Genomic DNA, 13,097 nt, shown 5'->3' with positions numbered 1-13,097 from the left:
TATGGCCGATATCGGATGCGCTATCTGTCTATCACATTTCCTTTCTCAATATGCTCCTGTACAATCGCCTGCATACATTTCCATATATCTTCCGAGGTTTCCTCTATTTTCTGATTCCGTTTATAAATCTGTGACTTTTTCACCTTATGCTCCGCCCAGCTTTTTCCGCCGGATGCATCATTGAGCAGCAGCGGCTGAAAATTATCCAGCAGATGGGCAAACTTCGCATCCGGAGTCTCATACTCCTCAAACTCCTCCCACAACCTGCGGAACTCCTGCCCCTGTTCCTCCGGAAGAAGACCGAATATCCGGTCCGCCGCTGCCGCTTCCCTGACACGTTTCGTCTCTGCCCCTGCGGAATCATACGCATAGGTATCTCCTGCATCAATCTCAACCAGATCGTGAATCAGAACCATGGTCATCACCCTGGCCGCATCTGCATCCGGCACATACTCCTGCAAAAGCACTGCCATCAGCGCAATGTGCCAGGAATGTTCCGCATCGTTTTCCTTTCTCCGGCCGTCTGCCAGGTAGGTCTGCCGGTAAATATTTTTCACCTTATCGATCTCCCTGATAAACTGAATCTGCTGCTCCAATCTTGTCATTTTTCCAACCTCTTTTCTTCTATATTCATTACATGTAATACATTAGATCTCAAGTATCTCATCCAGAGAATCCATTCCGTACTCCGCAAGCAGCTGCCTGATCCCCTCGCCGATCTCTTCTCTTGTATAATCGTTTTGGGCCAGAAAATCATCCCCGTATTCGTTCAGATGATGATAAAATCCAATTCCCATTTCCAGATAAGTTTGATCCGACTGATCCAGTTCCTGGTACAGCATATTTTCCGCCTTATTCACCGCTCCTGCATCCGCCATTCTTACCAGACGGGCAAACAGATCATCCGCTGCCGTATATTTATTTTCCTCCGGAAGCTCATACTGCGGACTTGTCTTTCGAAATATAATCCGCGCCAGGGCCGCTGTTTCCCCCTTTATCATCCTCATAATATAATCCTGTTCAAATTCCATATCAGCACCTCTTTTCCCCGCTGCTTACTCCCCCTCCTCCTGCTGTTCGGAGGCATCTGCTTCGTTTAATCTTTGTCTGTTTTTCTCCCTCTTTGATATGCCAAGCCATATTCCAATAAAGAAATATGCCGCAAAACAAATCCCGATCAATGTATTGACTAAATACCCCGTATCCGTGGGATTAAACTTCAATACAAACGTTTTTACAAGATTATCTTTTCCGCTCAGCACAGCGTCAACCCATGTATTCAGTGTCATAATTAGTATTCCTGCCAAAAGTGAAATAAACGCAGATTTAAAATACCAGTTCATTCCCTTTATCTTTGCCGTAAGAATCATCAGCCAGACTGCAGCAACCGGAAATGCCGCGATAGGAAATGCATACCGATACAACCAGTCCCCTCCTGTATAAAGGTTACACGCGTACAGAAGCAGAAATGTAAAAAGCGTAACACCGAGTGCCGGCAGAATGACTCTGTGCTTTTTTACAAGTACCGGCAGGATCGTGACTGAAAAAGCGATCCCGATTGAAAACAGGACAATGTAAAACCAGGAAAGTCTGTGCTCAATAACCAGATTGCAGATCAGGCACGTGAGTACGGCCACCCCATAAAGTGCCAGCATAATACGCAGATATAGTTTAACGGCAGGATGCCTTCCTTTTTCACTGTCTTTTTTGTTACTGCCGCTGTTCTCTGTTCTCATCTTTTTACTCCCCCGTTTTTCTGTGCTTTATATCTGATTCAAAAATATCATCAATAAATAATTCTTCAAAAACCTATCTTCTAACTGCAATTTTACCACACTCTTCCTGAGATTGCCATTAAGAATACGCAGTAGTAGGTGACAAGCTTTAGACTTGTCGGCTGGTGGGGGCGCGAAATAAAGAGAGCACCGTAAGCCTCCCAATTGCACCTATGCCGTTTTGATGTGCGGACACGAACCTAAGAAATTCTAGGAAGCCAACAGCCAAAAAAGTGGGGCACAGGCGACACATCACGAGAATTCCGATGATTTCTCGCGCTGGGTCGCCTAATTTTGTGATTCGGTGATCACAAAATTTCCCCACTTTTTCGGCTGTCGGCTTCCAAGAATTTCTAAGGTCCGCTTTAGCACTTCTAAACGGCATAGGTGCAATTGGGAGGCTTACGGTGCTCTCTTAATTTCGCTGGGTGCATCCAATCGGAGGAAGGTTGTCACCTGGGGAGGCGCTGAAACGGAGCAGCGTATTGATTCGCTTGGCGGAACATAAAATCTCCATTTGTTTACCAATGGGAAGAGTGCGGCCTGACAGAAGTATAAACAGTTACACTGTAAGTACATGAACGCCTTGTCCTTACCATGTACCGAATTTATTTCGTATCACCAAGCGAATTCATACGCTTCCCCCGTTACGCAGCGCCCCAATTGACGCGCTTTTTTACCGATTGGATGCGCCCAGCAAAATGAAGGGATAGCCGCTAGCCTCCTAAGGGCATACATGCCGTTCCGTACTGCTAAAGCAGGCCTTAGAAATTCTTAGAAGCAGACAGCCGCGAAAGTGGGGAGCTTTTATGATTCCGAATCATAAAAGCGGATGGCCCAGCGCGAGAAATCATCGGATTTCTCGTGATGTGCCATCTGTGCCCCACTTCCGCGGCTGGCTGCTTCTTAGAATTTCTTAGGTCTGCGTCCGCAATACGGAACGGCATGTATGCCCTTAGGAGGCTGGCGGCTATCCCTTCATTTTGCGCCCCCACCCAAATCCCCGGCAATTCTACAAGTCCACTTTTCCGGTAGTGTCCCCGTTGATTACGTAATATGCCGCAAATTCTTCTGGTTTCAGATAGATCTTTACGTCTTTCATATCGCCCACTTTATTCTTCAGTTCCTTAGTCCATACATCTTTCACTTTCTGAAGTACTTCTTTTTCTGAGTATTCTTTTCCTGAGAACTGAAGGAACAACTCTGTCTTTAACTCTGCTTTTTTTGTGGTTCTCTTCGCAGCAGTTGTTTTTGCTGTGGCCTTCTTAGGTGCGGCCTTCTTTGCCGCTGTTTTCTTTGGTTCTTCTGTAACAGGTTCAGGATCTTTGAGAACAGCTGCTCTTGTTTCAATGGCTTTTGTCGTATCTTTCTTTGTCTCGATCGCCTTTGCCTTTCCTGCTTTCGTCTCAATTGCCTCGGTTTTAACAGCATTTTTTTTTGCAGCCTCTGGCTTTACTGTTTCCTTCTTTTCTTCTCCCGGTACCGCTGCTTTTGTAGCCTCAGCTTTTGCAGTTGCTGTCCCGGCTGCTTCTACAGATAACTCTGCAGCCTCTTCTGCCGCTGGTTTTGTGGTTACTGGTTTCTTTGTTGTTTTCCTTGGTGCCATACTTGCTCCCTCCTGCTAAAACAATCAAGTATTTAGACTTCAACATGAACGTTTTTTTGCTACAAGGTGTATTGTACCTCATTTTTTCTCAAACGTCAAAAAAACTTTTCCATAGTCACTAAAAAGGTTACTGTTCATCCTTATACCCACGGAAAAACTTTGCAAGGCCTTCCAGAGTCTTTAACAGAATCGGAATTTCATTTTCATCCAGGCTCTGAATGACGGCATCTGTCATCTGCGTGTGAAAATCCTTATGGTGGTAAAATGCTTTTCTGCCCTTCTCTGTGAGCCTGATATAGACTACACGCCTGTCGGATTCACTTCTTTCACGTACCACGTATTTTTTGTTCACAAGGCTGTTGACGGACGTCGTAAGAGACCCGGCTGTGATGCCGAGTTTCCTGGCTACCGCGGACATGGTGCTGTCTTCCCCAAGCCCGATGGCCTCTATGATATGCATGTCATTATTGCTGATATCTTTGTACTCATCTGTTATAATTGCCTCTTCCTCTAATTCCCAAATTTCATTAAACAAATGAACCAGTATATCATTGATGGTCTCGTGTGCATTCACAGATGCTGTGCTCCTTTCTCTGTATCGCATATTACTGAGCCGTATTCACTCAAAACAAAGAATCTATAACTTCTTTTACGGTTTCCATGCGGTTCTGCCTGTATGTTTCGGCGCCGCAGAACAATAATGCTTCCTCTGCGTCTCCTCTGGCCGCCCGTATAAGACTGTCCGTGATGCAGTACGGAATCTCCGCGGGATTGCACCTGGCCAGGCATCTGTGGCATGGAGTATGCTCAATCTTCTCCCCTAGCATAACACGTTTCATAAACGGATTCAAGATTGCGCGCCCCGGCATGCCCACAGGGCTTTTCACGATTACAATGTCTTCTTTGGATGCCTTGAGATATGCCTCTTTATAACGGATATCAGCATCACACTCCTGTGTCGTCACAAATCTGGATGCAACCTGAACTCCGTCCGCTCCCAAAGCCATGACGCGCCGTACATCTTCCGCATCAAATATCCCGCCGGCTGCAATGATCGGTATTTCCATATGGTATTCTTCTGCGAAGCCTCGGACTGTCTCTATGATTTTGGTGATCTCCTCTTCATACTTCTCGGGAGAATAAAAGTCCAGTTCCTCTTTCTTAAACCCAAGGTGGCCGCCTGCCTTCGGACCTTCAATTACAACAAGGTCAGCAGTCCTGTGGTATTTTCTGCTCCAGTATTTCAGAATCACTTTAGCAGACTTTTCTGTGGATACTATGGGCGCAATCTTTACGGGGCTTCCCGCAGTCAGAGCCGGCAGTTCTGTGGGCAGGCCTGCACCGGATATGATCAGATCCGCACCGGCTTCCACGGCGGCTGCGACATGCTGCTTATAGTCCCTAAGAGCTACCATGATATTATATCCGATCAGGCCGTCAGGCGAAATAGCCCTTGCCTTTTCCATTTCTTTCCGAATGGACCGCTGATTTGCACCTGACGGGTCCGCGTCAAAGTCCGGCTCCCGAAAGCCGATCTGGGCCGTCGAAATAATGCCCATTCCTCCCTCCTTCGCAACTGTCCCCGCCAGATTTCCCAGGCTGATTCCTACCCCCATACCGCCCTGTATCAGGGGCACCCTGGCCGTCTTTTCGCCAATTTTAAGTGGACTCATATTTACATGACCTCTCTTTTCATTTACATCTTTCTGAATCGTCTGTAGCGTTTTTCGGTCAGCTCATCCCCGGAAAAAGCTGTATACTTTTCCAGGAATTTCTTCATGTGCGGTTCCAGTACGGCGCAGACTTCTTCAAGCTTCTCCTGTGTATAATGTTCCGGCTCCGGTATGACCTGTTCGATGATCTGGAGCCGCAGCAGGTCATCCGCCGTCAGCCGCATGACTTCGGCGGCCTCGCTGGCGCGTTTGCTGTCCTTCCACAAAATGCTGGCAAATCCTTCCGGGGAGAGTATGGAGTATACGGAATTTTCCAGCATCCATACCTCGTCGGCAACTGCCATTGCGAGAGCTCCGCCGCTTCCGCCCTCACCGATTACCACGGACAGAACCGGAATTTTCAGCCCGGACATTTCAAACAGGTTTCTGGCAATTGCCTCTCCCTGCCCGCGTTCTTCGGCCTCCAGGCCGCAGAATGCGCCCGGGGTATCCACAAAGCAGATGACCGGACGGCCGAATTTCTCCGCTTGTTTCATCAGGCGCAGCGCTTTTCTGTAGCCGTCGGGGGACGGCATACCGAAGTTGCGTTCTATGTTTTCCCTGGTGTTTCTTCCTTTTGCCTGTGCGATCACGGTCACCGGGCTGCCCGCAAAATATGCAATCCCGCCTGTGATTGCCTTGTCGTCCTTGTAACACCTGTCTCCGTGTAATTCTATGAAGTGATCGAATAGATTTTCAATGTAATCAGAACCCACCGGACGGTCTTTCCTTCTGGATATCTGAACACGGTCCCAGGCACTGCGCGCTTTCTTGCCCCTGCCGACCTGGATTGTGTGTTCCTTTCTCACCTTCGCCAAGCGCTCTATACAAGCATCACCGCTGTGCAGACGAAGTATCTCCGCCAATTCTGGTTTCATGTTTTCACGCGCAACGATACGGTCTATGAAACCATGTTCCAGTAGAAATTCTGAACGCTGAAATCCTTTGGGCAGCTTTTCCCCGATGGTCTGTTCAATAACACGGGGGCCGGCAAATCCGATCAGTGCGTGGGGTTCTGCCAAAATGATATCACCCAGCATCGCAAAGCTGGCAGTTACACCGCCCGTAGTCGGATCCGTCAAAACAGATATATACAGCTGCCCCGCATCGCTGTGCCGTTTCAGAGCCGCCGATGTCTTAGCCATCTGCATCAGGGATACAATCCCCTCCTGCATTCTTGCGCCGCCGGAACAGGCAAAGATAATAACGGGAAGCTTTTCCTTTGTTGCACGCTCCACTGCACGGGCGATCTTCTCGCCCACTGCCTCACCCATGCTCGCCATGAGAAACCGGCCGTCACATACGCCGACCACGGCCGGCATGCCTTCTATTTTTACCTTCCCCGTAACAATAGCTTCTTCCAGCCTTGTTTTCTCCTGAAGTGCTTTTATCTTCTCCTCATACCCATTAAAGTTCAAAGGATTTTTCGTCGTCATTTCCCTGTCCCACTCTTCGAAGGATCCTTCATCCGCCAGCATCTCTATCCTTCTGTACGCGTGGACGCGGAAGTAGCCGCGGCACTTCGGACAGATATAGAAGCCCTGCTTAACATCCTCCGCAATAATAGCCGCGCCGCATTTATTACATTTTCTGAGAAGCCCCTCCGGGACTTCTGGCCTAGACTCGTTCAGAGAAATATAACTCTTTCTGCTCGTCTTCTTAAACATATTCTGTAACTTCATAAACAGCTCCTTCATGGGGGTCACTTCATAGGGGTCTGACCCCTTTGCGAACCTTTTTCTGACAATTCTGATAATCTTGATATGCCGCTTTACATTTTTTCTATAAATTCGATGTCTATATCACCAGACTCAAAATCTGGATGGTGTAATATTTCGTACTGATAGTCTACGTTTGTGTCGATCCCCTCGATGATGATCTCTCCCAGTGCGCTGCGCATCTTGCGGATCGCCTCTTTTCGGTTTCCTGCGTGTACGATCAGTTTTGCAAGCATGGAATCATAATATGGGGTCACCGTATATCCGCTGTATATGGCAGCGTCTATACGCACGCCTTTCCCTCCCGGGAGGTACATGTCCGTAATCGTTCCTGGTGACGGGCGGAAGTTCTTCTTCGGGTTTTCCGCGTTGATACGGCATTCTATGGCGTGCCCGGTTATTTTGACATCCTCCTGAGCATAGCGCAGCTTTTCGCCGTCTGCAATGCGGATCTGCTCTTTTATTAAATCAATTCCGGTTACCCACTCTGTTACTGGGTGTTCTACCTGGATCCTTGTGTTCATCTCCATAAAATAGAAGCTCCCGCTTTTTTCCAGCAGAAATTCTATTGTACCTGCATTCGTGTAGCCCGCTGCTTTTGCGGCTTTGACTGCTGCATCCCCCATGTTTCTCCGCATTTCTTCGGTAAGAGCAATGGACGGGGATTCCTCTATCATTTTCTGGTGGTTCCTCTGTACGGAACAGTCGCGTTCACCAAGGTGGATGACGTTTCCATGTTTATCCGCAAGTATCTGGAACTCAATGTGCCGGGGATGCTGGACAAAATGCTCGATATACATGGTGCCGTCCCCAAAGGCCATTTGGGCTTCTTTCTGTGCCGTGTTGAAACTGTTCTCAAAATCTTCCGGGGTTTCCGCCACCCGCATGCCTTTTCCGCCGCCGCCAAGGGCCGCCTTGACTATGACAGGATAGTCAATCTGATCAGCCGCGGCAGCACCTGTTTTTGCATCGTAAATCGGTTCGGTGCTCCCCGGGATCACAGGTACACCGGCTGCTGTCATCGTATTTCTGGCTTCCTGTTTATTTCCCATTTTTTTAATCACTTTAGACTCTGGGCCGATAAATGTTATATTGCACTGCTCGCACAGTTCCGCAAATTTACTGTTTTCAGACAGGAAACCGAACCCCGGATGGATTGCGTCCGCACCGGATACAAGGGTCGCGCTTATGATACTTTCCATACTCAGATAGCTCTGCGCAGAAGGAGCCGGACCAATGCAGACCGACTCATCCGCCAGCTGTGTATGCAGGGCTTCCCTGTCGGCTTCAGAATAGACTGCCACTGTCTCGATTCCCATTTCGCGGCAGGCACGGATAATGCGTACTGCAATTTCTCCCCGGTTTGCAATCAATACCTTTTCAATCATAACTTGCACATCTCCTTAATTTCCAACCATGAATGTCAACTCTGCCGTTACTACAACTTTACCATCCACAGAAGCAACTGCCTGGCCTACTCCCACGGGGCCCTTCTGCTTGATAATCGTAGTCTCCAGCTTCAGCTTATCTCCCGGATATACCATACCTTTGAATTTGCATTTCTGAATGCCTCCAAAGAATGCGATTTTACCTCTGTTTTCCTCTACGCTCAATATGGCAACGGCGCCTGCCTGTGCCAATGCCTCCAGCGTCAGAACGCCGGGCATAACCGGATGTTCCGGGAAGTGGCCCTTAAAAAAGTCCTCACGGTATGTCACGCATTTATACCCAACCGCATATTTGCCGGGCTCATAGTCTTCAATATAATCCAAAAGAAGAAATGGATGTCTGTGCGGAATAATCTCCTGGATCTGTTTAATATCTAATCTGTTCACGCTTAACCTTCTTTCTTGAAAAGGGGGTCAGACCCCTCTGCAGAGGGGTCTGACCCCCTTGACCTTGATTGACTATTTTATAACAAACAACGGCTGTCCATATTCTACTGTATCGCCATTTTCTACCAGTACTTCTGCCACGGTTCCTGCATAATCGCTCTCGATGTCATTCATTAACTTCATGGCCTCTACGATTGCCAATACCTGGCCCTCTTTTACACTGTCCCCTATATTTACGAAGGGGGCGGCATCTTCTGACGGTGCCGCATAGAATGTACCGACTAAAGGTGATTTTACTATTTTGCCCTCTGCTGCCGGGGCAGATACTGTTTCCTCTCCGGCCGGATCCGGTGCCGCGGCGGCCGCCGGAGCCGGATTTGCCGGGGATGAAGCTGGCTGATTCGGGGCTGCCGGAGCCTGGATTGTTAATACAGGCTCTGGCGCGGCTTCAGCCGGAACCGTTTTTATCGTTTTTTTGAGAGAAAGCTTCACTGCGCCTTCCTCATATTTAAATTCTGTCAGCGTGGATTTTGAAACTGCATCCACTAACTGTAATATCTCGTCTATTTTCATGCTGCCTCCTTTTTGTGCGGCGCACTATGCTTCATACTTCTTAACTAATAAAGTTGCGTTATGTCCCCCAAAACCAAGGGAATTGGTCAGTACATAATTCACGTCTTTTTCTATGGGCGCACCTACTGCATAATTCAGGTCGCATTCCTCATCTGTCTCTGTGGTTCCCACCGTCTGATGGATAAAACCGTCCGTGATGCTTTTTACGCACACGACGAATTCCACACCGCCGGCCGCACCGAGGAGATGTCCTATCATGGATTTTGTAGAGTTGATGACAACGTCTTTTGCCGCATCTCCCAGCGCATATTTGATGGCCCGGGTCTCAAATAAATCGTTGTGGTGGGTGCTGGTCCCGTGGGCATTGATATAATCAATCTTTTCCGGCTCCACGCCCGCCTCTTTCATCGCTAGTTTCATCGCCATGCCGGCTCCTTCGCCGTCTTCCTGCGGCGATGTAATATGGTATGCATCTCCTGTTGAACCATAACCCACCAGCTCCGCATAGATCTCCGCGCCCCTCGCTTTTGCATGCTCCAACTCTTCGAGTACTACGATTCCCGCACCCTCGCCCAGAACGAATCCGTCCCTCTCTTTGTCGAACGGGATCGACGCCCGTTTGGGGTCTGCAGAGGTGGATAGTGCGGTCAGCCCGGAAAATCCGGCCACTCCGGTAGGGCAGATGCAGCTTTCCGTTCCACCTGCCACCATAATGTCCGCGTCGTCATACTGAATTGCACGAAAAGCGTCTCCGATACAATTTGTTCCTGAAGCACAGGCCGTCACGACATTCGTGCACTTCCCTTTCAGCCCCAGCTGTATCGACACATTTCCGGCCGCCATATTGGATATCATAAGCGGAACCATCAGCGGGTTCACCCTGCTCGGTCCCTTTTCCACAATTTTCGTATAATTCTGCTCCACTGCCTGAAGGCTTCCGATACCGGATCCCACGATTACGCCCGCCCGGTACGCATCTTCTGCCTCCATATCGATTCCCGCATCCACGAACGCCTCTTTTGCCGCCGCAACAGCATACTGGGAAAATGCTTCCATACGCTTAGCCGCCTTAAAATCCATGCGCTCTTTTGCCACGAAATCCTTTACCTCCGCCGCAATCTGTACTTTATACTCAGAAGCGTCAAACCTTGTAATAGGCCCAATGCCCACCTTCCCGCTGCGGATGCCGCTCCAGAATTCCTCTACCGTATTCCCGATCGGAGTCACTGCCCCCAGCCCGGTTACTACTACTCTTCTTTTCATACTGATCTCCTTCTACATCGCCATTCCGCCGTCCACACACAGGACCTGCCCCGTGATATAACCGGCATTTTCAGAAGCCAGAAATGCAACCGCTTCCGCAATATCCTCCGGCTCCCCGAAACTCCCCAGAGGAATCTGCGCTGCAGCCCCCTCCTTTACTTTTTCAGAAAGTTCTGCCGTCATTTCCGTATTAATAAATCCCGGCGCAACCGCATTCACCGTCACGCCTCTGGATGCCAGCTCCCTGGCAGCGGCTTTCGTAAGCCCGATTACCCCTGCTTTTGAGGCGGAGTAATTCGCCTGCCCTGCATTTCCCATCACGCCTGAAACAGAGGATAGATTGATAATCCGGCCGCTTCTCTGCTTCATCATCTGCCTGGAGGCAAAACGAATACAGTGAAACGTACCTTTCAGATTCGTATCCAGCACCGCATCAAAATCATCCTCGGACATTCTCATCAGCAGTCCGTCACGCGTAATCCCTGCATTGTTGACCAGAATGTCAATCTGGCCGAACTTTGCAATGACTTCTTTTATAAACTTCTCACAGGCGCCAAAATCGGATACGTCGCACTGCATCGTCTCTGCCTTCCCGCCAGTCTTCTCTATCTCATCTTTTACTTCGTCTGCACGCCCCGCAGAGCCATTATAATTAATCACAACCACCGCGCCCTGAGAGGCTAGTTTCAGGGCTACAACCCTTCCAATTCCTCTGGATGCACCAGTAACAACCGCTACTTTTCCTTCTAACATAATTCCTGAACCACCTTATCTACATCTTCCCACGTTCCTACATTATATACCTTTACATCTTTACTGATCTTTCTCATAAATCCAGCCAGCGTCCGGCCCGGCCCGATTTCTACAAACCGGTCAACGCCGTCCGCAATCATCGCCTCCACACTCTGCTGCCAGAGAACGGACGACGCAACCTGCTTTGCCAAAAGAGCCTTTGTCTGGCCAATATCACGAACATACGCTGCCGTTACATTTGTCACATAAGGGATCTGCATCGGATGCAGTTCAACATGCTCCAGCACCTCTGCCAGCTTCTTCCCTGCTTCCTCAAGCATAGGCGAATGGAATGGGCCGCTCACATTCAGCGGAAGCACGCGCTTTGCTCCGGCTTCTTTCAAAACCTCCGCCGCCTGATCCACGCTTTCCTTCCATCCGGTTATCACAATCTGTCCCGGACAATTATAATTTGCAACGCTGACTCCTGTCACACCTCCTAGTACCGCTTCAATATCGGATGCAGATAATCCAAGAACAGCCGCCATAGCGCCTTTTCCATCAGGAACCGCATTCTGCATAAGGATTCCCCGCTTGCGAACCGTGACAATAGCATCCTCTGCCGACATTCCGCCGGTTGCTGCTGCTGCACAGTATTCACCCAGACTTAGTCCCGCCGTCACATCGGGCTTAAGCCCCCGCTCTTCCAGTACCTTTTCCATAGCCAGGCAGACCGTAACCAGCGCCGCCTGGGTATATTCGGTCTGATCCAGCAGGTCATTTTCTTCAAAACACAGCGCTTTCATATCTATATCCAGCAATTCCGATGCCCGATCGATCAGCATCCTTGCCGTTTCACTTTGTTCATAAAAGTCTTTCCCCATACCGGCCTTCTGTGCGCCCTGTCCGGGAAATATAAATGCCGTCTTACTCATAAAACCCTTTTCCTCCAATCAGGCCGTCTGTCTCTCTCACCAGCTTTTGAATCAGTTCCGTACAAGACAACTCTTCCTTCACCATGCCCGCAATCTGGCCGGACATTACACTGCCGTTTATCACATCGCCTTCCACAACCGCCTTGCGCAGCCCGCCCAGTGTCAGCAGTTCCAGCTCCTCAAAAGAGGCTCCCTCCTGTTCCTTCTGTAGGTAGGTCTTCGTCATCTGGTTTCGCAGGGCCCGCACCGGATGCCCGGTTGAACGGCCTGTAACCCGGGAATCGATATCCCTTGCCTTAATAATGCATTTTTTATAATTTTCATGAACAACAGATTCTTTCGTAACCACAAAATGAGTCCCCATCTGCACGGCCTGCGCACCCAGCATAAATGCCGCCGCAATTCCTCTGCCGTCCGCGATGCCGCCTGCGGCAATCACCGGGATACTCACCGCATCCGCAACCTGCGGAACTAAAACCATGGTGGTATTCTCACCAATGTGCCCGCCGGCTTCCGTACCTTCCGCTACCAGAGCATCCGCCCCGCAGCGTTCCATTCGTTTAGCAAGTGCAACAGAGGCAACGACCGGAATCACCTTAACCCCCGCCTCTTTCCACATCTTCATATATTTTTCAGGAGAACCGGCGCCTGTTGTAACGACTTTAACGCCTTCCTCCACAATCACTTCTGCCACTTCGTCCGCGTAAGGACTCATCAGCATAATATTTACGCCAAAAGGCTTCGTTGTAATCTTTTTGGCTTCCCTGATCTGTTCCCGTACCCAGTCTGCCGGCGCACTCGCCGCTCCAATCAGCCCAAGTCCGCCAGCTTCTGATACGGCGGCTGCAAGATGATGTTCAGCAACCCATGCCATTCCACCCTGGATAATCGGATATTCAATTCCTAATATTTCGGTTACTTTCGTCTTCATACTAACAACCTTTCTTT

At 49.4% G+C, this 13,097-nt stretch carries 14 protein-coding genes; all 14 read right to left on the bottom strand.

What is annotated here, in order from left to right:
- Positions 1 to 20: 20 nt before the first annotated feature.
- Positions 21 to 605, bottom strand: a complete 585-nt coding sequence (locus ARB69_RS00215) for an HD domain-containing protein (protein ID WP_050641834.1) — start codon at positions 603 to 605, stop codon at positions 21 to 23.
- Between the two features lie 42 nt (positions 606 to 647).
- Positions 648 to 1,031: a DUF6483 family protein gene (locus ARB69_RS00210; RefSeq protein ID WP_050641835.1), complete on the bottom strand. Its 384-nt coding sequence runs from the start codon at positions 1,029 to 1,031 to the stop codon at positions 648 to 650.
- 24 nt (positions 1,032 to 1,055) lie between these two features.
- The gene (locus ARB69_RS00205) at positions 1,056 to 1,736 is read right to left on the bottom strand and encodes a DUF6320 domain-containing protein (RefSeq protein ID WP_050641836.1); all 681 of its coding nucleotides are present in this window, start codon (positions 1,734 to 1,736) and stop codon (positions 1,056 to 1,058) included.
- Positions 1,737 to 2,787: 1,051 nt separating this feature from the next.
- A complete protein-coding gene (locus ARB69_RS00200; protein WP_055149879.1) occupies positions 2,788 to 3,381 on the bottom strand; it encodes a DUF6465 family protein in 594 nt (197 codons plus the stop codon).
- Between the two features lie 127 nt (positions 3,382 to 3,508).
- On the bottom strand, positions 3,509 to 3,955 hold the full coding sequence (locus ARB69_RS00195) for a MarR family winged helix-turn-helix transcriptional regulator (RefSeq protein ID WP_050641838.1): 447 nt from the start codon (positions 3,953 to 3,955) through the stop codon (positions 3,509 to 3,511).
- Between the two features lie 49 nt (positions 3,956 to 4,004).
- Positions 4,005 to 5,054 (bottom strand): NAD(P)H-dependent flavin oxidoreductase, encoded by a 1,050-nt coding sequence (locus ARB69_RS00190; protein WP_050641839.1) that lies wholly within the window; start codon positions 5,052 to 5,054, stop codon positions 4,005 to 4,007.
- 23 nt (positions 5,055 to 5,077) lie between these two features.
- Positions 5,078 to 6,775, bottom strand: a complete 1,698-nt coding sequence (locus ARB69_RS00185) for an acetyl-CoA carboxylase carboxyl transferase subunit (RefSeq protein WP_055150099.1) — start codon at positions 6,773 to 6,775, stop codon at positions 5,078 to 5,080.
- A gap of 89 nt (positions 6,776 to 6,864) precedes the next feature.
- Positions 6,865 to 8,199, bottom strand: a complete 1,335-nt coding sequence (locus ARB69_RS00180) for an acetyl-CoA carboxylase biotin carboxylase subunit (protein WP_055149876.1) — start codon at positions 8,197 to 8,199, stop codon at positions 6,865 to 6,867.
- Between the two features lie 15 nt (positions 8,200 to 8,214).
- The gene (gene fabZ, locus ARB69_RS00175; protein ID WP_050641841.1) at positions 8,215 to 8,646 is read right to left on the bottom strand and encodes a 3-hydroxyacyl-ACP dehydratase FabZ; all 432 of its coding nucleotides are present in this window, start codon (positions 8,644 to 8,646) and stop codon (positions 8,215 to 8,217) included.
- A 72-nt stretch (positions 8,647 to 8,718) separates the two neighbouring features.
- Positions 8,719 to 9,219, bottom strand: a complete 501-nt coding sequence (accB, locus tag ARB69_RS00170; RefSeq protein ID WP_055149873.1) for an acetyl-CoA carboxylase biotin carboxyl carrier protein — start codon at positions 9,217 to 9,219, stop codon at positions 8,719 to 8,721.
- A gap of 24 nt (positions 9,220 to 9,243) precedes the next feature.
- The gene (fabF, locus tag ARB69_RS00165; RefSeq protein WP_050641843.1) at positions 9,244 to 10,482 is read right to left on the bottom strand and encodes a beta-ketoacyl-ACP synthase II; all 1,239 of its coding nucleotides are present in this window, start codon (positions 10,480 to 10,482) and stop codon (positions 9,244 to 9,246) included.
- Positions 10,483 to 10,494: 12 nt separating this feature from the next.
- Positions 10,495 to 11,235, bottom strand: a complete 741-nt coding sequence (gene fabG, locus ARB69_RS00160; protein WP_055149870.1) for a 3-oxoacyl-[acyl-carrier-protein] reductase — start codon at positions 11,233 to 11,235, stop codon at positions 10,495 to 10,497.
- Positions 11,229 to 12,149 (bottom strand): ACP S-malonyltransferase, encoded by a 921-nt coding sequence (gene fabD / locus ARB69_RS00155; RefSeq protein WP_050641845.1) that lies wholly within the window; start codon positions 12,147 to 12,149, stop codon positions 11,229 to 11,231. Before fabD ends, fabG begins: the two co-directional genes overlap by 7 nt.
- Positions 12,142 to 13,080, bottom strand: a complete 939-nt coding sequence (gene fabK, locus ARB69_RS00150) for an enoyl-[acyl-carrier-protein] reductase FabK (RefSeq protein WP_050641846.1) — start codon at positions 13,078 to 13,080, stop codon at positions 12,142 to 12,144. Before fabK ends, fabD begins: the two co-directional genes overlap by 8 nt.
- Between the last annotated feature and the right edge of the window lie 17 nt (positions 13,081 to 13,097).

Origin of the sequence: Faecalicatena contorta (genome assembly GCF_001404335.1) — a bacterium.
Lineage (GTDB): Bacteria > Bacillota > Clostridia > Lachnospirales > Lachnospiraceae > Faecalicatena > Faecalicatena contortus_B.
This window is presented reverse-complemented; position numbering and strand designations above follow the sequence as displayed.